The sequence below is a fragment of the Halomonas sp. B23F22_3 genome (assembly GCF_043496965.1).
In the GTDB taxonomy this organism is placed as follows: domain Bacteria; phylum Pseudomonadota; class Gammaproteobacteria; order Pseudomonadales; family Halomonadaceae; genus Halomonas.
The window spans coordinates 141,913-161,792 of record NZ_JBIEKG010000003.1; the positions used below are offsets into that span (position 1 = coordinate 141,913).

The 19,880-nt window shown below is 71.2% G+C and carries 19 protein-coding genes; 10 read left to right on the forward strand and 9 right to left on the reverse strand.

All coding sequences use genetic code 11. The annotated features are described in order from the left end of the window. The first annotated feature begins 164 nt into the window (after window positions 1-164). The 7 genes from serA to pyrB all read left to right on the forward strand — a co-directional run bounded on the left by serA (window position 165) and on the right by pyrB (window position 8,401). A complete protein-coding gene (serA, locus tag ACGTNG_RS07100; RefSeq protein ID WP_394576317.1) occupies window positions 165-1,415 on the forward strand; it encodes a phosphoglycerate dehydrogenase in 1,251 nt (416 codons plus the stop codon). A gap of 126 nt (window positions 1,416-1,541) precedes the next feature. Beyond that, the gene (locus ACGTNG_RS07105) at window positions 1,542-2,459 is read left to right on the forward strand and encodes a DMT family transporter (RefSeq protein WP_394576318.1); all 918 of its coding nucleotides are present in this window, start codon (window positions 1,542-1,544) and stop codon (window positions 2,457-2,459) included. Window positions 2,460-2,642: 183 nt separating this feature from the next. Beyond that, window positions 2,643-3,998, forward strand: a complete 1,356-nt coding sequence (locus ACGTNG_RS07110; RefSeq protein WP_394576319.1) for an 8-oxoguanine deaminase — start codon at window positions 2,643-2,645, stop codon at window positions 3,996-3,998. 52 nt (window positions 3,999-4,050) lie between these two features. Then, window positions 4,051-5,397, forward strand: coding sequence for a uracil-xanthine permease family protein (locus tag ACGTNG_RS07115; protein WP_394576320.1), 1,347 nt, complete (start codon window positions 4,051-4,053; stop codon window positions 5,395-5,397). A 121-nt stretch (window positions 5,398-5,518) separates the two neighbouring features. Further along, entirely contained in the window at window positions 5,519-6,307 is a 789-nt protein-coding gene (locus ACGTNG_RS07120) for an enoyl-CoA hydratase (RefSeq protein ID WP_394576321.1), read from the forward strand. 102 nt (window positions 6,308-6,409) lie between these two features. Beyond that, window positions 6,410-7,237, forward strand: coding sequence for an IclR family transcriptional regulator domain-containing protein (locus ACGTNG_RS07125; RefSeq protein WP_394576322.1), 828 nt, complete (start codon window positions 6,410-6,412; stop codon window positions 7,235-7,237). A 135-nt stretch (window positions 7,238-7,372) separates the two neighbouring features. Continuing rightward, on the forward strand, window positions 7,373-8,401 hold the full coding sequence (pyrB, locus tag ACGTNG_RS07130) for an aspartate carbamoyltransferase (protein ID WP_394576323.1): 1,029 nt from the start codon (window positions 7,373-7,375) through the stop codon (window positions 8,399-8,401). Between the two features lie 82 nt (window positions 8,402-8,483). Here pyrB and ruvX read toward each other — a convergent pair whose 3' ends face one another. From ruvX to ACGTNG_RS07170, 8 genes are all read right to left on the reverse strand, one after another. After that, entirely contained in the window at window positions 8,484-8,927 is a 444-nt protein-coding gene (gene ruvX / locus ACGTNG_RS07135; protein ID WP_394576324.1) for a Holliday junction resolvase RuvX, read from the reverse strand. After that, window positions 8,927-9,499 (reverse strand): YqgE/AlgH family protein, encoded by a 573-nt coding sequence (locus tag ACGTNG_RS07140; RefSeq protein ID WP_394576325.1) that lies wholly within the window; start codon window positions 9,497-9,499, stop codon window positions 8,927-8,929. Before ACGTNG_RS07140 ends, ruvX begins: the two co-directional genes overlap by 1 nt. 17 nt (window positions 9,500-9,516) lie before the next feature. After that, entirely contained in the window at window positions 9,517-10,431 is a 915-nt protein-coding gene (locus ACGTNG_RS07145) for an energy transducer TonB (protein ID WP_394576326.1), read from the reverse strand. 18 nt (window positions 10,432-10,449) lie between these two features. Then, a complete protein-coding gene (gshB, locus tag ACGTNG_RS07150; RefSeq protein WP_394576327.1) occupies window positions 10,450-11,415 on the reverse strand; it encodes a glutathione synthase in 966 nt (321 codons plus the stop codon). Window positions 11,416-11,641: 226 nt separating this feature from the next. After that, window positions 11,642-12,361 carry a CvfB family protein gene (locus ACGTNG_RS07155; RefSeq protein WP_394576328.1) on the reverse strand — a complete coding sequence of 240 codons (720 nt, stop codon included), beginning with the start codon at window positions 12,359-12,361 and terminating at the stop codon, window positions 11,642-11,644. 74 nt (window positions 12,362-12,435) lie between these two features. Continuing rightward, a complete protein-coding gene (locus ACGTNG_RS07160) occupies window positions 12,436-13,161 on the reverse strand; it encodes a 16S rRNA (uracil(1498)-N(3))-methyltransferase (protein ID WP_394576329.1) in 726 nt (241 codons plus the stop codon). A 33-nt stretch (window positions 13,162-13,194) separates the two neighbouring features. Further along, the gene (secB, locus tag ACGTNG_RS07165; RefSeq protein ID WP_394576331.1) at window positions 13,195-13,707 is read right to left on the reverse strand and encodes a protein-export chaperone SecB; all 513 of its coding nucleotides are present in this window, start codon (window positions 13,705-13,707) and stop codon (window positions 13,195-13,197) included. 61 nt (window positions 13,708-13,768) lie between these two features. Beyond that, window positions 13,769-14,191: a rhodanese-like domain-containing protein gene (locus tag ACGTNG_RS07170; protein WP_394576332.1), complete on the reverse strand. Its 423-nt coding sequence runs from the start codon at window positions 14,189-14,191 to the stop codon at window positions 13,769-13,771. Between the two features lie 217 nt (window positions 14,192-14,408). Between ACGTNG_RS07170 and gpmI the strand changes: the two genes are divergently transcribed. The 3 genes from gpmI (at window position 14,409) to ACGTNG_RS07185 (ending at window position 18,596) form a co-directional block, all read left to right on the forward strand. Then, window positions 14,409-15,977, forward strand: coding sequence for a 2,3-bisphosphoglycerate-independent phosphoglycerate mutase (gene gpmI, locus ACGTNG_RS07175; RefSeq protein ID WP_394576333.1), 1,569 nt, complete (start codon window positions 14,409-14,411; stop codon window positions 15,975-15,977). A gap of 119 nt (window positions 15,978-16,096) precedes the next feature. Beyond that, the gene (locus ACGTNG_RS07180; RefSeq protein WP_394576713.1) at window positions 16,097-17,203 is read left to right on the forward strand and encodes a murein hydrolase activator EnvC family protein; all 1,107 of its coding nucleotides are present in this window, start codon (window positions 16,097-16,099) and stop codon (window positions 17,201-17,203) included. 85 nt (window positions 17,204-17,288) lie between these two features. After that, on the forward strand, window positions 17,289-18,596 hold the full coding sequence (locus tag ACGTNG_RS07185) for a S41 family peptidase (RefSeq protein ID WP_394576334.1): 1,308 nt from the start codon (window positions 17,289-17,291) through the stop codon (window positions 18,594-18,596). Here the strand turns inward: ACGTNG_RS07185 and ACGTNG_RS07190 are convergent. After that, a complete protein-coding gene (locus tag ACGTNG_RS07190; RefSeq protein WP_394576335.1) occupies window positions 18,574-19,863 on the reverse strand; it encodes a UbiH/UbiF/VisC/COQ6 family ubiquinone biosynthesis hydroxylase in 1,290 nt (429 codons plus the stop codon). The two genes, ACGTNG_RS07185 and ACGTNG_RS07190, sit on opposite strands and share 23 nt — an antisense overlap. Window positions 19,864-19,880 lie beyond the last annotated feature (17 nt).

Sequence of the window (19,880 nt, forward strand, 5' to 3'; positions counted from 1 at the left end):
GTCCCACAGCATTTTCATCCCGGCTCATGCCGGCTGTGGTAGGATAACGGCCCTGTTTCGAGCCTGCCTTGCCCCGGGCGAAGTGCGACCGGCCGGCCCCAGGCTCATCAGCATCTTCATGACACATGCATGCGGCGCGCGCCGACGAAGGGGTTGAATCGACCATGGCCAAAACGTCCCTGGACAAGAGCAAGATCAAGATCCTGCTGCTCGAGGGCGTCCACCAGAGTGCGGTGGACAATCTTCTCAATGCCGGTTACACCAACATCGAACACCTGCCGACTTCGCTGGATGAGGCCTCGCTGATCGAGAAGATCCGCGACGTCCACTTCATCGGCATCCGCTCGCGGACCCAGCTCAACGAGCGCGTCTTCGATGCCGCCGAGAAGCTGGTGGCGGTGGGCTGTTTCTGCATCGGCACCAACCAGGTCGACCTGGACGCCGCCCTGTTGCGCGGCATCCCGGTGTTCAACGCCCCCTTCTCCAACACCCGTTCGGTGGCCGAGCTGGTGCTGGCCGAGGCCATCATGCTGCTGCGCGGCATCCCCGAGAAGAGCCACCGCGCCCACCAGGGCGGCTGGCTGAAGTCGGCCAAGAACTCCCACGAAGCGCGCGGCAAGACCCTGGGGATCATCGGCTACGGCAGCATCGGCTCGCAGCTCTCGGTGCTCTCCGAATCGCTGGGCTTCGACGTCATCTACTACGACGTGGTCACCAAGCTGGCCATGGGTAACGCTCGCCAGGTGGGCAGCCTCGAGGAGCTGCTGGCCCGCGCCGACGTGGTCAGCCTGCACGTGCCGGACCTCGCCTCCACCCGCTGGATGATCGGCGAGGCCGAGATCGCGCTGATGAAGCCGGGCAGCATCCTGATCAATGCCTCCCGGGGCAGCGTGGTGGTGATCGAGGCGCTGGCCGCGGCGCTCGAGGCCGGCCGCCTTTCCGGCGCCGCCATCGACGTCTTCCCGGTGGAGCCCAAGGGCAACGACGAGGAGTTCGTCAGCCCGCTGCGCGGCCTGGCCAACGTCATCCTCACCCCGCACATCGGCGGGTCCACCCTCGAGGCCCAGGAGAACATCGGCATCGAGGTCTCCGAGAAGCTGGTGACCTACTCCGACAACGGCACCACCGTCAGCTCGGTCAACTTCCCCGAGGTCGCCCTGCCGGCCCACCCGGGCAAGCACCGCCTGCTGCATATCCACGACAACGTGCCCGGCGTGCTCTCCGAGATCAACCGGGTGCTCTCCGAGAACGGCATCAACATCCTCGGCCAGTACCTGCAGACCAACGAGCGCATCGGCTACGTGGTCATCGATGTCGACCAGGACTACGGCGCCCAGGCCCTGGACGCCCTGAGCCAGGTAAGCCACACCAAGCGCGTGCGGGTACTCTACTCCGAGTCCAGCTTCCAGGGCTGAGGCCCGCGCTCGAGACTCGAGCCACGCCATCGCCGCCGCGTCATCGCCGCGGCGGTTTTTTTGGTGATAATGCTTGGGCGGCGATGTTTTTCCTGCCGTTCGCCCCCTTCGCTCGAGGATTCTGCCATGCCGACCGGACCGGCCTACCTGATCGTGGTGCTGGTGTGGGCCACCACGCCGCTGGCCATCAAGTGGAGCGCCGAGGGCGGCGCCCCGATCGGCAGCGTGATGCTGCGCATGCTGATCGCGCTGGTCGTTGGCGCGCTCATCCTGCTGATGCGCCGCCACCGACCGCGCCTGGATCGCCGGGCCTGGCTGAGCTACGCCGCGGCCGTGCCCGGCGTGTTCGGGGCCATGGCGCTGAGCTATCACGCCTCCCAGCACCTGCCCTCGGGCATGCTCTCGGTGATGTTCGGCATGGCGCCGCTGGTCTCGGGGCTGATCCTCCAGGCCCTGCCCGGCGCCACGCGGCTGCGCGGCTGGCACTGGTTTGGCTGCGGCCTCGGCCTGGCCGGGCTCGGGGTGGTGTTCGCCGACAGCCTGACCCTGGGCGGCGGCCAGCTGGGGGCGCTTCTGATGATGCTGGCGGCGGTGACGCTGTTCAGCGGCAGCGGCATCGCCGTGCAGCGCGTGGCGGCCGGCCTCGGCCCCCTGGAGCAGACCGTCGGCGCCCTGGCCATGAGCCTTCCCTGCTTCCTGGCGCTGTGGCTGGCCAGCGGCGAGCCGCTGTCGATCCCGCTCAGCGAGCGCGGTCGCGGGGCGGTGCTCTACCTGGCCGTGTTCGGCTCGCTGATCGGCTTTCTCTGCTACTACCTGATCCTTTCGCGGCTCCACGCCGCCACCGTGGCCCTGGTCACCCTGATCACGCCGGTGCTGGCGCTGGGGCTCGGCATGACCCTCAACCAGGAAAAGCCCTCGGCCTCGATGCTCGCCGGCGCGCTGCTGATCCTGGTGGCGCTGGGCGCCTACCTGTTCGGCGATCGCCTGACACGCCGCAAGGCCGCGGCGAGGGCGCGAGCCTTGGAGGTCGGGGGACAGCGTTGAGCGTCCGTCTTGACACCGGCGCGCTCCCTTCGCATCTTGTACACAATGCCTGGATCGATTGCGACCCAGGATCGTACACATTAGCGCAAAGGCACCTGAACCAAGGCTCCAGCTCCTGGTGAGACTTGGGTAACCCTTTGTCCACGACAGGGACCGCCGCCGGCGGTCTTCCAGGAGGACAACATGGCCCCGAACTCACTGACCCTCTGGATCCGACACCCCCGCGCCTGCAGCGATGCCCGCGCCGCCGGCGGGGTGGTGATCCACGACGACCGCATCGTCGAGGCGGTCCCGGCGGGCGGCACGCCCGAGACGCCGATCGAGGCCAGCTTCGACGCCTCGGATCACGTGCTGCTGCCGGGCCTGGTCAACACCCATCACCACTTCTATCAGACCCTGACCCGCGCCTACTCGCCGGCGTTGAACAAGGAACTCTTCCCCTGGCTGACGACGCTCTACGACGTCTGGGCGAACCTCACCGAGGACCAGCTGGCAGTCGCCAGCGAGCTGGCCATGGTCGAGCTGCTGCTGTCGGGGTGCACCACCGTCGCCGACCACCACTACGTCTTCTCCGGGGCGCTGGAGCACGCCATCGACGTCCAGGTGGAGACCGCCCGGCGACTCGGCGTGCGCGCCGCCCTGACCCGCGGCTCGATGAGCGTGGGCCGCGACGACGGCGGCCTGCCGCCCCAGTCGGTGGTGCAGGACGAGCGCACCATCCTCGACGAGAGCGCGCGGCTGATCGACGCCTATCACCAGCGCGGCGACGGCGCCATGACCACCATCGCCCTGGCGCCCTGCTCGCCGTTCTCGGTGAGCCGCGAGCTGATGCAGGAGAGCGCCCGCCTGGCCGAGGCCCGGGACGTGCGCCTGCACACCCACCTGGCCGAGACCGCCGACGAGACCGCCTACTGCGAGCGGCTGTTCGGCATGCGCCCGCTGGACTACCTGGCGGCCACCGGCTGGCTCTCCGATCGGACCTGGCTGGCCCACGGCATCCACTTCAACGATGACGAGGTGGCCCGCCTCGGCGCCGCCGGCACCGGCATCGCCCACTGCCCGTCGTCGAACATGGTGCTGGGCTCGGGCCTGTGCCGCACCCTGGAGCTGGAGGCCGCCGGCTGTCCGGTGGGCCTCGCGGTGGACGGCTCCGCCTCCAACGACCACTCCAACCTCGCCGAGGAGATGCGCCAGGCGCTGCTGCTCGGTCGGCTGCGCTACGCGCCGAGCCGGGTGACCCATGACGACGTGATCCGCTGGGCCACCCGCGGCTCCGCGGGCTGCCTCGGCCGCGGCGACATCGGCGGCCTCGCCCCCGGCCAGCAGGCCGACCTGGCGCTGTTCCGGCTCGACGAGCCGCGCTTCTCCGGCGCGGAGAACCCCGTCGCCGCCCTGCTGCTGTGTGGCGCCCACCGGGCCGACCGGGTCATGGTCGCCGGGCAGTGGCGGGTCACCGACGGCCGGCCGGAGGGCCTCGATCTCGACGCCCTGCTGGCCCGCCACGACGAGGCCGCCCGGGCGCTGAGGCGCGCCCGCTAGCGCGACAAGCCAGTTCCCAAGGTTTCAACAACGACAACAGGAGAAACCACCCATGTCGACGACCGACACCACCACCGAGGGCACCCCGCCGAAGGTGCGCTCCACCCACGACGTCAATGCCATGCCGCCGCTCGGCCGCGCCATCCCGCTGGGGTTGCAGCACGTGCTGGCGATGTTCGTGGGCAACGTCACCGTGCCCATCATCATCGCCGGTGCCGCCGACCTGCCGGCGGATCAGACCGCCTTCATGATCCAGGCCGCGATGTTCGTGGCCGGCGTCGCCACCCTGGTGCAGTCGCTGGGGCTTGGGCCGATCGGGGCGCGCCTGCCCATCGTCATGGGCACCAGCTTCGGCTTCGTGCCGGTGCTGATCCCCATCGCCGTGGGCATGGGCCTGCCGGCCGCGCTGGGCGCGGCGCTGTGCGGGGGCATCGCCATGGCCCTGGTGGGGCTCTTCCTGCCCTGGGTGCGCTTCCTCTTCCCGCCGGTGGTCACCGGCACCTTCGTGATCATGCTCGGCACCCTGTTGATGCCGGTGGGCTTCGCCTACGCCGGCGGCGGCTTCGGCGCCGAGGACTTCGGCGCCCTGCACAACGTGCTGCTGGCCGCCCTGGTGCTGGTGGTCACCCTCGGCCTGCACCAGTTCGGCCGCGGCATCTGGTCCGAGACGGCGCCCCTGGCGGGCCTGATCGTGGGCTACGTGACCGCCATGGCCTTCGGCCTGGTGGACTTCGGCCAGATCGCCTCCGCCGGCTGGCTCTCGCTGCCCACGCCGCTGGCCATCGGCCTGGAGTTCCATCTGGCCGCCATCCTGCCGGTGGTGCTGCTGGCGATCGTGACCTGTGCCGAGTCGATCGGCGACATCGTCGGCACCACCGCCGGCGGCATGGATCGCGAGCCGACCCCCCGGGAGCTCTCCGGCGGCGTCATGGCCGATGGCCTGGCCAGCGTCTTCGCCGCCGTCTTCAACGCCTTCCCGCAGATCAGCTTCAGCCAGAACGTCGGCATGGTGGCCCTGACCGGGGTGGTCAGCCGCTTCGTGGTGGCCATCGGCGGCGGCTTCCTGCTGCTGGCCGGTCTGCTGCCGAAGCTGGGCGGGCTGATCTCGAGCATCCCCAACGCCGTGCTGGGCGGCGCGGTGCTGATCATGTTCGGCATGATCGCCAGCGCCGGCATCAAGATGCTGTCCCACATCGACTTCAACAAGCGCAACATGGTGATCATCGGCGTCTCGCTGTCCGCGGCCATCGGCCTGCCGGCCCAGGAGGGCCTCTACGCCGGCCTCGCCGAGAACGTCCAGGCGATCATCGAGTCCGGCCTGATCCCCGGGGCGCTGTGCGCCATCCTCCTCAACCTGGTGCTGCCCCGGCAGGATCGCGCCTTCCGCGACGACGTCTAAGGCGCTGGCGCGCGACCGCTCCTGGCGGGGCGGTCGTCCAGAAGGGCACCTTTGGTCGTAGGCCTCACGCGAACGGCCCGCCGGGCGTTACGCTGGGGGCTTTGCCCCGAGGAGAGCGACGATGCGAGACGCGGACGATGCCCCGGTACTGCGCCACGATGCCGATGGCGTGGCTACCCTCACCCTGAACCGACCCCAGCGCTTCAATGCCCTCTCCGAGGAGATGCTCGAGGCCCTGACCGCGGCTCTCGGCGAGCTGGCCGACGACGGCGAGGTGCGCTGCGTGGTCATCGCCGCCCGGGGTCGCGCCTTCTGTGCCGGCCACGACCTGCGCGAGATGCGCGAGCAGTCCGAGGAGGCCTACTACCGCGACCTCTTCGCCCGCTGCGGCGCGCTGATGCAGGCGATCGTCGCCCTGCCGGTGCCGGTCATCGCCCGGGTGCAGGGCGTCGCCACCGCCGCCGGCTGCCAGCTGGTGGCCAGCTGCGACCTGGCGGTGGCGGCGCGCAGCGCCCGCTTCGCCGTCTCCGGCATCGGGGTCGGCCTGTTTTGCTCCACCCCCGCAGTGGCGCTGAGTCGCGATATCGGCCGCAAGCGGGCCCTGGAGATGCTCTTCACCGGCGAATTCATCGATGCCGACCGGGCCCTCGACTGGGGACTGGTCAATCGGGTCGCCGACGACGAGGCGCTCGATGAGGCACTGGGGGAACTGACCGCCAGCATTTGCGCCAAGAGCTCGGTGGCGGTGCGCACCGGCAAGGCCATGTTCCCGCGCCAGCAGGAGATGCCGCTCGCCGAGGCCTACGACTTCGCCGGTCAGGTGATGGCGGGGAACATGATGGCCGAGGACGTCGGCGAGGGAATCGACGCCTTCCTCGAGAAGCGTCCGCCCCGCTGGCGACACCGCTGAGCGCACGGCCTCATGGCCAGGTTGGAAACCATTTCCGAAGCGCGACATCGCCCCGCCGACTCGGTATCCTAGGCCGTTAACGCACGTGACAGGAGACATCGGGTGAGCGAAGGCAAGCGCAGGACAGCGGGACGTCCCGCCGGTTCAGGCAAGAGCACCAGCGGCCACAGCCAGTCGCTGGTGCGCGGACTCAACCTGCTCGAGCTCCTGGCGGCGAGCCCCGGCGGCCTCGCCCTGTCGGAGCTGGCCGAGGAGGCGGATTTCGCCCCCTCCACCACCCACCGACTGCTGCAGGCGCTGCAGAGCCAGGGGTTCGTCACCCAGGACAGCGAGCTCGGCGTCTGGAAGATCGATGTCAAGACCTTCCGCATCGGCAACAGCTTCCTCGAGGCGCGCGACTTCCTCGGCACCAGCCGTCCCTTCCTGCGCCGCCTCACGGCGCTGACCGGCGAGACCGCCAACCTCGGCGTGCGCGACGATGGCACGGCGGTGTTCCTGGCCCAGAGCGAGTCGCCGCAGATGATGCGCATGATCACCCGGCTCGGCTCCCGGGCGCCGCTGCATGCCTCCGGCGTAGGCAAGGCCCTGATGGCCTGGCTGCCCGAGGACGAGCTCGAGCGCATCCTCGACGAGCGGGGCCTGGCGCGGGTCACCGAGAACACCCTCCACACGCCCGAGTCGCTGCGCGAGGGCATGGCCGAGATCCGCCGCCAGGGCTTCGCCTGCGATCGCGAGGAGCACGCCATCGGCCTGCACTGCGTGGCCGCCTGCATCCACGACGAGCACGGCATCCCGCTGGCCGCCATCTCGGTCTCCGGGCCGGTGGCGCGGATTCCCGAGGCGCGGCTGCTCGAGCTCGGCCAGCTGGTCCGCGAGACCGCCGCCGAGATCACCGCGCGACTGGGCGGGCGGGTACCGGAGGCCTGGTAGCCGCCTGACGCCTGACCACCACGCCCGGCTTCGGCCGGGCGTGCGCGTTCCGGGCCTCGGTCGAGAAGGCTGAAGCCGTGCCCGCACGGCGTTACACTAGCGCCCGTCCACCCGCCACCAGCCGAGGCCGCGCCGATGAGCTCCCACCTGCTCTCCATCGATTCCCTCTCCCGCGACGAGATCGACCACCTGATGCGCGTCGCCGCGCGCCTGGAACCCGTCGCCCAGCGGCGCAAGATCACTCGGGTGCTGGAGGGCGCGGTACTCGGCAACCTCTTCTTCGAGGCCAGCACCCGCACCCGCGTCAGCTTCCACACCGCCTTCTCGCGGCTCGGCGGCAGCGTCTGCGACACCACCGGCTTCACCTTCTCCTCCATGGCCAAGGGCGAGTCGCTCTACGACACCAGCCGCGTGATGAGCGGCTACTGCGACGCCATCGTGATGCGCCACCCGGAGCAGGGCTCGGTGGCGGAGTTCGCCGCCGCCACCCACGTGCCGGTGATCAACGCCGGCGACGGCCCCGGCGAGCACCCGAGCCAGGCGCTGCTGGATTTCTACACCATCGACAAGGAGTTCACCCAGCAGGGCAAGGCGCTGAAGGACGCCCACGTGCTGATGACCGGCGACCTGAAGTACGGGCGCACCGTGCACTCGCTGATCCGGCTGCTGGCGCGCTATGCGCCGATGCGCATCACCCTGGTGGCACCGCCCGGACTCGAGATGCCCCACCACCTGATCGAGCGCGTCAGCCGCCAGGGGCTCACCGTGGAGGTCCGCGAGAGCCTGGCCGGCGACTTCTCCGACGTCGACGTGGTCTACACCACGCGCATCCAGAAGGAGCGCTTCACCGCCGAGATGAGCGAGGGCTTCAACCTCTCCCGGGACTTCACCGTCGACCGCGCCTTCCTCGACAGCCGCTGCAACGCCTCCACCATCGTCATGCACCCGCTGCCCCGGGACAGCCGGCCCGAGGCCAACGATCTGGACGTCGACCTCAACGGCGACCCGCGCCTCGCGATTTTCCGCCAGACCGACAACGGCATCCCGGTGCGCATGGCGATCTTCGCCACCCTGCTCAAGGTCGAGGAGCACATCGAGCGCGACCTGCGCGACGTGCCCTGGTTCGTGCCCCCGACCGTGGGCGTCGACGACACCCGCCTCTAGGCGGCGCTGCTGTCCCCGCTCACAACGACCGACGCCCGGGCCATGGCCCGGGCGTCGTGGTCTCGACGGCACGAAAAGACGCTCAGCGCGGCGGCAGCCCCTCCGCGCGGGCGAACCAGCCCTCCAGAATCAGCACCGCGGCGATGCCGTCGACGCTCTCCTGGCGGTAGTTGCCGCGGTGGCCGCCCTCCCGGGCGATCGCCTTGGCCTCGCGGGTGGAGCCGCGCTCGTCGACCATCTCGCAGGGCACGCCGAAGCGGCCGTAGAGGCGCTTGCCGAACTTGCGCGCCCGGGTGCTCATCACCGACTCGCTGTTGTCCATGTTGAGCGGCAGCCCCACCACGAAGAGGTCCGGGCGCCACTCGTCCACCAGGCGGGCCACCTCGGCCCAGTCGGGGATGCCGTCCCGGGCCGGCAGCGGGGGAAGCTCCCGGGCGCTGCCCAGCAGCTCGTTGCCCACCGCCACGCCGATGCGCCGGGTGCCGAAGTCGAAAGCCAGGATCAGGCGCGCGCCGGCCTCGGCCATCAGGAGTGCCCCGCCTCGCGGGTCATCAGGTTCAGGTCGATGCCGAGGATGCCCGCGGCGGCGCCCAGGCGCTGCTCCGGCGGCACCGAGAAGAGGATCTCGGCCTGGCCCTCGACGGTCAGCCAGGCGTTCTCCTTGAGCTCGTTCTCGAGCTGGCCCGCCTCCCAGCCGGCGCAGCCCAGGCAGACCAGGAAGTCGTCGGGGCCGCGGCCGTCGGCCAGCGCCTGGAGGATGTCCATGGAGGTGGTCAGGGCGATGTCCTCGGCGACCTGGATGCTGGAGTCCCAGGCGTCGCTGTCGCCGCGGTGCAGGATGAAGCCGCGATCCTTGTGGGTCGGGCCACCGTAGTAGACCGGCGCCTGGCGATGGGGGCTCTCGTCGCCGCCCAGCTCCAGCTGCTCGAACAGGGCGTCCAGGGTCAGCTCCAGGGGCCGATTGACGATCACGCCCATGGTGCCGTTCTCGTCATGGTCGCAGAGGTAGCTGAGGCTGCCGGCGAAATTGGGGTCTTCCAGGTGCGGCATCGCCAGCAGGAAGTGGTGTTTCAAGCCGAAGTGTTGCACGGATTGCATGAGACTCCCCGGCGGACCTATTGCACGCCGTAATGATTGCCTTGGCCGAATCGCCAGACCCGCGTAATGGACAGGCTGTCCAGGTTGCCCATGCCCCGGTCGAAGGGCCGGTAGGGGGCGGCACCGTGCACCGTGTCCAGGGCCGCCTGGTCGAGTTCGGCGTGTCCCGAGGATTGTATCACCTCTGCCTGGCGAACCTGACCGTCGCGGCCGATCACCACCCGGATGCGCAGCTGGCCGGCCAGCTCGCGCGGCGCCGGGTGCACGCGATTGCCGTAGTCCTCGACCCGGCGGGTCCAGTCGTCGATGTAGCGCGCCTCGGCGGCCTGCTGGGCGGCCGGGCGCCCCTCGCCCGGCTGCTCGCCGGCGTACTCCGGCGAGAGGCCCTGGTCGCGGATGCTGGCGGTGGCCTGGGCGAGCAGGTCGCGCCCCGAGGCCGAGGGGGCCGCGGCGGCGGGCGGCGCCGAGCGCTCGGCGGACTGGGGGGCGCTCTCGCGGGGCTCGGGGGGCGATGGCGCCTCGCGGGAGGCCTCGGCGGCCGGCGCCTCGCGGGCGCGCTCGGGCGCGGGGGCCTCGGCCGGCTGGGGCGCGGCCGGCGTGGCCGGGTCCACCTCGGGCTCGGCGGCCTGGCGCTCGGGCAGCGCCTCCATGGGCGCGGCGCGCGCCTCGGCCGGCGCCTGCGCCTGGGGCGAGCCGGCGGCGCGCTGATCGGCCTCGGCGATGGCCTCGGCCTCCACGGGTGCCGGGGCCGGGCGACTCACCAGCACCACGTCGACGCTGGTCCGCTCCACGGGGGCCGGGGCGAACTGGCGGCTCGCCACCACCCCGATCACCACCAGATGCAGCAGCAGCGCCAGCGACCAGGCCAGCCAGTGCCGATGCGGCCGGGTCACCGGGGCATACTGGATCGGATCGCTGAGGGTGCTGGACATGGTCGCCGGCCTCCCGGGTCAGCCCCGCTCGCCGAGGCGCCGCGCGATGGCGTCCATCAGCAGGCCGGCGATGTCGGTGCCGCGCTGGTCGTCGATCTCGCGCACGCAGGTGGGGCTCGTGACGTTGATCTCGGTAATGTAGTCGCCGATCACGTCGAGGCCGACGAACATCAGGCCCTTCTCGCGGATCACCGGCTGCACCTGCTCGATCAGCCAGTGGTCGCGGGCGGTGAGCTCGCGGCTGACCCCGGTGCCGCCGGCGGCCAGGTTGCCACGGGTCTCGCCGGCCATCGGCACCCGGGCGAGGCCATAGGGCACCGGCTCGCCGTCCACCAGCAGGATGCGGGTGTCGCCGTCCTTGATCTCGGGGATGTAGCGCTGGGCCATGATCTGGCGCTGGCCGCGCTCGCTCAGCAGCTCGATGATGGCGCCGAGGTTGCGGCCCTCGGGGCGCACGTGGAAGATCCCGCTGCCGCCCATGCCGTCCAGCGGCTTGAAGATCACGTCGCCGTGCTCGGCATGGAAGTCGCGCAGCACGGCCTCGTCACAGGAGACCAGGGTCGGGGTGCAGCACTGGGGGAACTGCTGGGCGAAGAGCTTCTCGTTGCACTCCAGGAGCGCCTGGGTGGGATTGACCACCAGCACGCCTTCGCGCTCGGCGAAGCCCAGCAGGTAGACGGCGTTGAGGAAGTGGCCGTCGACCGGGGGATCCTTGCGCATCAGGATCACGTCGAGCTCGGCCAGGGGGCCCACCTTGGGCTCGCCCAGGTCGTACCAGTGCGCGGGATCGCGGTGCACCCGAAGATCGCGCAGCCGACCGAAGGCGCGCCCCTCGCGCAGGAACAGATCCTCCTGCTCGAGGTAGTAAAGCGAGGCCCCACGATCCTGGGCCGCCCACAGCATGGCCAGGCTGGTGTCCTTCTTGTAGGTGAGGTCGGCGATGGGATCCATCACCACGCCGATCTTCAGCGCGCGTTCGCTCATGGCGTCGAGTTTCCAGTCGGAGTTTGAATGCGGTCAGTATGCCGCAGCGGTATCGCCTCCACCAAGGCGGGCGGTTCGATCACCCGAGTGGCTCGAGGCAAGAGGCGCCGGGAGCGAAGCAAAGAGGGGGTCCTATGCCAGGGATGGCATCGGTAGCGCCCAGGGAGGGGTTCACAGCGCCCCCTCGACGCTTCGCTTCCGGGGCCGGATGGCAGGGGCTTCTGGATCAGTCTCCGCTGGGCGCCAGCCGGATGCCGCCGGGCTCCAGGAGGATGCGCCGCTGCTTGTAGAGCCGGCCGATGGCCTGCTTGAAGGCGTTCTTGCTCACCCCCAGCCGCGCCTTGATCTCACCGGCGTCGCTCTTGTCGCCCAGCGGCAGGTAGCCGCCGCTCTCGCGCAGCGCCTTGAGCACCTGCTCGCCGACCACGTCGAGGCGCGCCGGCCCCGGCGGCAGCAGCGACAGGTCCAGGCGCCCGTCGTCGCGCACGCGTTTCACGTAGCCGGCGAGCCGCTGGCCGCGGCGCAGCGGCCGGTTCACGTCGTCGCGATAGAGCAGGCCCCAGAAGCGCTGATCGACCACCACCTTGTAGCCCAGGTCGGTCTGGTCGGCGATCACCAGCGCCACCTCGTCACCCGCCGCCAGGCCCTCGGCCTCGTCGGCCAGGAAGCGATCGAGGCGCTGGGAGGCGACCGGCCGGCCCTGCTGGTCCTCGTAGATCATCACCAGCACCCGCCGGCCCACGCTGGGGCGGAAACGCTGCTCGCCGTAGGGCAGCAGCAGGTCGCGGGGGTGGCCCCAGTCGAGGAAGGCGCCGGTCTCGTTGACGGTGACCACCTCGAGGTAGACCACCTCGCCGACGGCGGCCCGGGGCGCGCGATGGCGCCGCGGCGCGGCGGCAGGCGGGGCGGAGGAGCGCGGCGAGCGACGGTCTCGGGAATCGGGCATGGCGGGCATCCGGTAGAGAGTGGGGAGCGGGAAAGCGTGGGGGAGCCAGGGAGGAGGATAGCCGAGCCCGCGGCTCAGAGATCGCCGAAGCGGGCCTGCAGCAGCGATAGCGCCACCACCGGCGCGGTCTCGGTGCGCAGCACGCGCGGGCCGAGGGAGAGGGGGGCGAAGCCTTCGGCCCGGGCGGCCTCGACCTCGGCCTCGGCGAGCCCGCCCTCCGGGCCGATGAGCACCGCGGCGCTGGCGGGCGCCTCGGCCACATCCAACGCCCCGGCGGTGCCGGGATGCAGCACCAGACGCAGCGCCTCGTCGCGGGCGGCGAGCCACTCGGCCAGGCCCATCGGGGCATGCACCGGCGGCAGGGTCGCGCGGCCGCACTGCTCGCAGGCGCTGGCGGCCACGGCCTGCCAGTGGGCGAGCTTCTTGGCCGCCCGCTCGCCCTTGAGTCGCACGTCGCCGTGCTCGGTGTAGAGCGGGGTGATGGCCGCCACGCCGAGTTCGACCGCCTTCTGGATGGCGTAGTCCATGCGATCTCCCTTGGAGATCGCCTGGCCGAGGTGCACCGCCAGCGGCGACTCGCCGCGCCCCGGCTCGACGGCCTCGAGGCGCGCCACCACCCGCTTGCGGGAGGCCTCGACGAGCACCGCCCGGGCCTCCAGACCGGCACCGTCGAAGAGGCGCAGCTCGGCCCCCTCGCCCAGACGCAGCACCCGCGCCACGTGGCGAGCGGGCCCCTCGGGCAGAACGACGTCGCCGCCGACATGGAAGTCGGCGGCGACGTGGATGCGCGGCGCCTTCACGGGCGGCCCTCGCTCATGAGGATCGGCATCGGCTTACTGGGTCGCCTGCTCGCCGTCGGCCTGGGCCTGCTCGGCCTCGCGCTTCTTCTTCTGGGCGTAGATCGCCTCGAAGTTGACCGGCGCCAGCATCAGCGGCGGGAAGCCGCCACGGTTGACCAGGCTGTCGATGCACTCGCGGGCATAGGGGAACAGCACGTTGGGGCAGAAGGCGCCCAGGGTGTGGTCGAGCTGCTGCCCCTCGAGGCCGCCGATGCGGAACAGGCCGGCCTGTTCGACCTCGGCCAGGAAGGAGGTGGTGCCCTCCTCGCTGTGGGTGACCTGGGCGGTGACCTTGATCACCACCTCGAAGAGGTCTTCCCCGACCTGCTGGTGGGTGGTGTTGAGATCCAGGCCGACCTTGGGCTTGAACGGCTGCTGGAAGATCGCCGGCGAGTTGGGCGCCTCGAAGGAGAGGTCCTTCACGTAGATGCGCTGCAGGGCGAACTGCAGCTGCGGCTTGTCCTGCTGGCCGTTGGCGCCGGCGTTCTGGTTGTTCTCTTCCGCCATGGGAAAAATCCTTTGTCCGGTGAAAATATCGGGTAAACGGGTCCGGGTGATGCGGGGTGGCCTACTTCTTGACGACCGGCAGGCCATCCGCCTGCCACTGGGCCATGCCGCCCTTGAGCTTCAGCACGCGCTCGAAGCCCGCCTTGGTGAGCTTGGCCTGGGCGACGCCGGCGCTCTGGCCGTGCTTGCAGGCCACGATGATCGGCTTGCCCTTGAACTTCTCGAGCTCGCGCAGGCGCTCGTCGAGCTTGCTCTGCGGGATGTGGCGCGCCCCGGCGATGTGGCCGGCCTTGAAGTCGTTGGCCTCGCGGAGGTCGACCACCACGGCGTCCTCGCGGTTGACCAGCTGGGTGGCCTCGCCGGAGGTCACGCCTCCGGCGCTGCTGTTGCGGACCTCATAGGCGAGCCAGGCGATCAACACCACCAGGAAGGCCCCCACCAGCAGGGGATGATTCTGCACGAATTCGAACAGCTGATCGATCATGGGTTCGGCTAACTCTTTATCGGGTACACGGTGAACGGGGCCGGCCAGTCGCGGCGGCGCCCAGTATACACAAAGCCGCGGCGCGCCGCGGCCCGGGCGCCGGCCAAAATGACGTCCGACGGTGCCGTACGATATGATGCCGCAAGCAGATGCAAGTCGCGACCCTGGCCGCCCGAGAGGCCGGCCGAGCCCGACACCGACCACGAGGCCATCCCCCATGACCGACCCCCGCACCCCGCGTCCGGTAGCCCTGATCATCCTCGACGGCTACGGCCACAACGAGTCGCCCACCGATAACGCCGTCCTCGCCGCCAACACCCCGGTGATGGACCGCCTGTGGCAGGAGCAGCCCCACAGCCTGATCCACACCGATGGCCGCTACGTGGGCCTGCCGGACGGCCAGATGGGCAACTCCGAGGTCGGCCACATGAACCTGGGGGCCGGGCGCATCGTCTATCAGGACTTCACCCGCATCACCAAGGCCGTCGAAGAGGGCACGCTTGCTACCATTGCCGCCCTGACCGCGCCGATCGATGCCGCCGTGGCCGCGGGCCAGGCCGTGCACCTGCTGGGCCTGCTCTCGCCGGGCGGCGTGCACAGCCACGAGGACCACATCCTGGCCATGGCCGAGCTGGCCGCCCGCCGCGGGGCCCAGCGCATCTACGTTCACGCCTTCCTCGACGGCCGCGACACGGCGCCGAAGAGCGCCCTGGCCTCGCTTACGCGCACCAACGCGCGTCTCGCCGAGCTGGTGGGCGCCGAGCACGGCTTCGTGGCCTCGATCATCGGCCGCTACTTCGCCATGGACCGCGACAACCGCTGGGATCGCGTCGAGCAGGCCTATCGCCTGATCACCGAGGGGGCGGGCGAGTTCACTGCAAAGAGCGCCGAACAGGGCCTCGAGCAGGCCTACGCGCGCGGCGAGACCGACGAGTTCGTCACCGCCACCAGCATCCGCCCCGCCGGCGCCGCGGTGGCCATGGCCGACGGCGATGCGGGCATCTTCATGAACTTCCGCGCCGACCGAGCCCGGGAGCTCACCCGCGCCTTCGTCGAGGACGGCTTCGAGGGCTTCACGCGCCGGGTACGCCCCCGGCTTGCCGCCGACGGCCTGGTGATGCTGACCCAGTACGCCGCCGACATCCCGGCCCCGGCCGCCTTCCCGCCGGCCGAGCTCGTGAACACCCTGGGCGAGGTGATGGAGAAGCGGAACCTCACCCAGCTGCGCATCGCCGAGACCGAGAAGTATGCCCACGTCACCTTCTTCTTCTCGGGCGGTCGCGAGCAGGAGTACCGCGGCGAGACCCGGGTACTGGTGCCCTCCCCCCAGGACGTGAAGACCTACGACGAGAAGCCCGAGATGAGCGCCGTGGAGGTCACCGACCGCCTGGTGGAGGCGATCGAGGGCGGCCAGCACGACCTGATCGTCTGCAACTACGCCAATGGCGACATGGTCGGCCACACCGGCAAGTTCGACGCCGCCGTCCAGGCCATCGAGGCCGTGGACGCCTGCGTCGGCCGCGTGGTGGAGGCGATCCAACGCGTCGGCGGCGCCTGCCTGGTGACCGCCGACCACGGCAACGCCGAGCAGATGATCCACCCCGAGACCGGCGCGCCCCAGACCGCCCACACCACCTTCGACGTGCCGCTGATCTATGTCGGGCCGCGTCCGGTGCGCCTGCTCGACGACGGTCGGCTGTGCGACATCGCCCCGACCCTGCTGACCCTGATGGACCAGCCGGTGCCCGAGGAGATGACCGGACGCGTGCTGATCGAGGCCGAGTGAGCCGGGGCCCGGAGCGCCAGGGAGTGGCGAGGCGGCGTTCGACGCCGAGCGGGCTGAGCGGCCTGGCCGCCGCCCTGGGGCCCGGCCTATGCCTGAGCCTTGGCCTGACGCTGGGCTTGATGCTAAGCCCAGCCTCGCCGCTTGCCGCCGCGCCCTCCGAGCGCGAGGCCCAGGCGCGCCTCGACGCCCTGGGCGAGGAGATCCTGGCCGCCTCCGGCCGGCTCTCCACCACCCGGGAGGCCCGCGACGAGGCGAGCGAGGCGCTGCGCGAGGTGGAGACGGCGCTCGCCGAGACCCATCGCCGCCTCGACGCCCTGCAGGCCGAGCGGCGTGCCCTCAACGACGAGATCGCCGATCTGGAGGCCCGCCGCGAGCGCCTGGCCGACGAGCGGCGCGAGCAGCTCGAATCCCTCGAGGTCCAGCTCGAGGCCTTCTACCGACTCGGCCTCACGCCCCAGCTCAAGCTGCTGCTCAACCAGGATGACCCGGCCCGGCTCGACCGCCTTCAGCACTACCTCAACCGCCTGGCCCGGGCCCGTCACGAGCGCCTCGATCGCCTCGAGCGCCTGGAGAGCGAGCTCGACGACACGCGCCAGGCCCTGGCCGAGCGCGGCGAGCGGCTGGAGGCCGTGACGGCAACCCTGGCCGAGCGCAGCGCCACGCTGGCCGAGCAAAGCGCCGAGCGCACCGCGCTGGTGGCGACACTGGACGAGCGCTTCGCCAGCGAGCAATCTCGGCTGGCGACCCTCGCCCAGGACCGCGCCCATGCCGAACGCACCCTGCGCGAGGTGCAGGAGCGGCTGGCCAGCCTGGAGCGCCCGCCCCCCTCCACCGCCATCGAAGAGACCCGCGGCGAGCTGCCCTGGCCGGTGCAGGGCACCATCGCCTCCTCCTTTCGCAACGGCGAGGGGGTGCACCTCAACGGCCTGGTGATCCGCGCCGCCGAGGGCACCCCGGTCACCGCCGTGCACCCCGGCCGGGTGGTCTTCGCCGACTGGATGCGCGGCTTCGGCAACCTGTTGATCGTCGATCACGGCGACCGGGTGATGACCCTGCACGCCCACCTCCAGCGCTTCTCCGCCGGGGTGGGCAGCGCGGTCTCCCGCGGCGACGCCCTGGGCGCCGTGGGAGCCAGCGGCGGCCAGGGCCAGCCGGGGCTCTACTTCGAGGTGCGCCGCAACGGCCAGCCCATCGATCCGCGGGGCTGGATCGCCAGCCGACCCTGAGCCGACGCCGATCGTCGCCGCTATTCCATCGACGCCGGGGCGCGGGCTATGCTGGGTCGCCCGCCCCGCAACCGCGAGAGTCTGCATGCCCCTACGTCCCGCCGCCCTGCCTTCCGTGACGCGCCGCCTGGTGTCGGTGCTGCTGCCGGTCGCCCTGCTGGCCATCGCCCCCGTGCCCGCCATCGCCCAGGACTCACCGGGGGCAAACGACGACCTGCCGGTGGCCGAGATCCAGGCCTTCGCCGAGGTGTTCGAGCGCATCAAGCGCGCCTACGTGGAAGAGGTCGAGGACGAGGACCTGCTGCGCAACGCCATGCGCGGCATGCTCAGCGAGCTCGACCCCCACTCCGCCTACCTCGACAGCGAGGAGTTCGAGAGCCTGCGCGAATCCACCCAGGGCGAGTTCGGCGGCGTGGGCATCGAGGTCGGCATGGAGGAGGGGCAGCTGATGGTGATCACGCCCATCGACGACACCCCGGCCTCCCGGGCCGGGCTGCGCTCCCGGGACCGGATACTGCGCATCGACGACACCCCCACCGACCGGCTCTCGCTGCAGGAGGCGGTCAACCTGATGCGCGGCGAGCCGGGCACCCAGATCCGCCTGACCATCCTCCACCAGGATGCGAATGCCCCGCAGGAGGTCACCCTGACCCGCGAGATCATCCGCACCCGGAGCGTGAAGCACGAGCTGCTGGAGCCCGGCTACGGCTATCTGCGCGTCAGCCAGTTCCAGAGCCGCACCGGAGCGCAGGTCGACGAGGCCCTGGAGAGCCTGGCGCAGGACGCGCCCCTCGACGGCCTGGTGCTCGATCTGCGCAACAACCCCGGTGGGGTCCTGCAGGCGGCGGTGGACGTGGCCGACGCCTTCCTCGACAGCGGGCTGATCGTCTATACCGAGGGGCGCCTGGCCGACAGCGCGATGCGCTTCTCCGCGGGCCGCGAGACCGCGGCGCCCGAGGTGCCGCTGGTGGTGCTGATCAACGGCGGCAGCGCCTCGGCGGCGGAGATCGTCGCCGGCGCCCTGCAGGACCAGCGGCGCGGCGTGGTGATGGGCACCCAGAGCTTCGGCAAGGGCTCGGTGCAGCAGATCATGTCACTGGGCAACGACGAGGGGCTCAAGCTGACCACGGCGCTCTACTTCACTCCCGACGGCCGCTCGATCCAGGCCCAGGGCATCGAGCCCGACGTGGAGGTGATCCGCGGCCGCCTGGAGGTCGCCGAGGGCAGCCGCCTGGACGTGCGCGAATCGGATCTCGAGGGCCACCTGGGCGCCTCGGAAGACCCGCGGGAGCGCAGCGAGATGAGCCAGCGACTGCGCGAGGACTACCAGCTCGGCGAGGCCCTGAACCTGCTCAAGGCCCTTAACGTGATCAGCCAGCGTCGCGACGACTGAGCGGGCGACAGGCGGCGGGCAGCCGGCCGCGATGGCCGATGGCCTGCTGCATCAGCAGCCGCTTGATCGGCCCGAGCCGATCCACCCCCGAGAGGCCCAGATTGCGCGCGAGGGTCAGCGCCGGATGGCGCGCCCCGAACAGCAGGCGAAAGCCGTCCATCAGCGCCAGCATGGCGGCGTTGTCGCCGCGGCGCCGACGGGCATAGCGAGCCAGCACGTGCTCATCGCCGGTCGACAGCCCCCGGCGGCGCCCCTCGATCACCTCCTCGGCCAGCACCGCGGCATCCATCAGCCCCAGGTTCACCCCCTGACCCGCCAGGGGATGAATGCTGTGCGCCGCGTCGCCCACCAGGGCGAAGCCCGGGCGCACGTAGTGCTCGGCGTGGCGCTGGACGAGCGGAAACGCCAGCGCCCGGTCGACCACCGTGACCTCGCCGAGGCGATGCTCGAGGGCGGCGCCCAGCGCCTGTCCCAGCGCCTCTGGGGAGAGCGCCGTCAGGCGCTCGGCCTCCTCCGGCGTCGTCGACCAGACGATGGAGCAGTGGCGAGCGTCGCCCTCGACGGAGAGCGGCAGGAAGGCCAGCGGCCCGGTCGACAGGAAGACCTGGCGTGCCACGCCGCCGTGCTCACGTGCCGTGCGCACCGTGGTGACCACCGCCACCTGGCCGGTATCGCGCTCGCGGGCGCCGATGCCGGCCCGCTCACGCAGCGGTGAGCGCGCCCCGTCCGCGGCCACGACCAGCGGCGCCTGGAGCCGCTCGCCGCCCTCCAGCACCACCGTGCGCGGATCCCCCGCGCTCGCTTTCTCGCCCCCGGCCTCGAGCTCGGCCACCCGGGCGTCGAAGCGCACGCTGACCGAGGGCAGCTCGGCCAGGCACTCCTCCAGCGCCGCCAGGGTCACGTCGTTCTCGACGATGTGACCGAGCAGCGGCACCCCGGCCTGCTCCGCGGAGAAGTTCACCTCCCCGCTGCCCTCGCCGTCCCATACCTGCATGAAGCGATAGGGACTGACCCGGCGCGCGGCCATCGCCGGCCAGGCGCCCAGTCCCTCGAGCAGCTGCCGGGAGACGGGGGTCAGGGCGCTGACCCGCATGGAGGGCGCCCCCCTGCCCGCGGCCTGCCCGTCGAGGGGCGCCTCGCGGGCGTCCAGCAGGGCCACCGAGAGCCCGGCCCGGCCCAGCAGGCAGGCCAGGGTCGCGCCCACCATGCCGCTGCCGACGACGATCGCCTCGAACGGCGCCGCGGCGGATTGCTGTTCTGCGCTCATGATGCCTGCTCCTCGTG

Bases quoted from the DNA above. Each gene is read 5' to 3' on its own strand.
- serA (WP_394576317.1), top strand. From the start codon at position 165: ATGGCCAAAACGTCCCTGGACAAGAGCAAGATCAAGATCCTGCTGCTC.
- ACGTNG_RS07105 (WP_394576318.1), top strand. From the start codon at position 1,542: ATGCCGACCGGACCGGCCTACCTGATCGTGGTGCTGGTGTGGGCCACC.
- ACGTNG_RS07110 (WP_394576319.1), top strand. From the start codon at position 2,643: ATGGCCCCGAACTCACTGACCCTCTGGATCCGACACCCCCGCGCCTGC.
- ACGTNG_RS07115 (WP_394576320.1), top strand. From the start codon at position 4,051: ATGTCGACGACCGACACCACCACCGAGGGCACCCCGCCGAAGGTGCGC.
- ACGTNG_RS07120 (WP_394576321.1), top strand. From the start codon at position 5,519: ATGCGAGACGCGGACGATGCCCCGGTACTGCGCCACGATGCCGATGGC.
- pyrB (WP_394576323.1), top strand. From the start codon at position 7,373: ATGAGCTCCCACCTGCTCTCCATCGATTCCCTCTCCCGCGACGAGATC.
- ruvX (WP_394576324.1), bottom strand. From the start codon at position 8,927: ATGGCCGAGGCCGGCGCGCGCCTGATCCTGGCTTTCGACTTCGGCACC.
- ACGTNG_RS07140 (WP_394576325.1), bottom strand. From the start codon at position 9,499: ATGCAATCCGTGCAACACTTCGGCTTGAAACACCACTTCCTGCTGGCG.
- ACGTNG_RS07145 (WP_394576326.1), bottom strand. From the start codon at position 10,431: ATGTCCAGCACCCTCAGCGATCCGATCCAGTATGCCCCGGTGACCCGG.
- gshB (WP_394576327.1), bottom strand. From the start codon at position 11,415: ATGAGCGAACGCGCGCTGAAGATCGGCGTGGTGATGGATCCCATCGCC.
- ACGTNG_RS07155 (WP_394576328.1), bottom strand. From the start codon at position 12,361: ATGCCCGATTCCCGAGACCGTCGCTCGCCGCGCTCCTCCGCCCCGCCT.
- secB (WP_394576331.1), bottom strand. From the start codon at position 13,707: ATGGCGGAAGAGAACAACCAGAACGCCGGCGCCAACGGCCAGCAGGAC.
- ACGTNG_RS07170 (WP_394576332.1), bottom strand. From the start codon at position 14,191: ATGATCGATCAGCTGTTCGAATTCGTGCAGAATCATCCCCTGCTGGTG.
- gpmI (WP_394576333.1), top strand. From the start codon at position 14,409: ATGACCGACCCCCGCACCCCGCGTCCGGTAGCCCTGATCATCCTCGAC.
- ACGTNG_RS07180 (WP_394576713.1), top strand. From the start codon at position 16,097: ATGCTAAGCCCAGCCTCGCCGCTTGCCGCCGCGCCCTCCGAGCGCGAG.
- ACGTNG_RS07185 (WP_394576334.1), top strand. From the start codon at position 17,289: ATGCCCCTACGTCCCGCCGCCCTGCCTTCCGTGACGCGCCGCCTGGTG.
- ACGTNG_RS07190 (WP_394576335.1), bottom strand. From the start codon at position 19,863: ATGAGCGCAGAACAGCAATCCGCCGCGGCGCCGTTCGAGGCGATCGTC.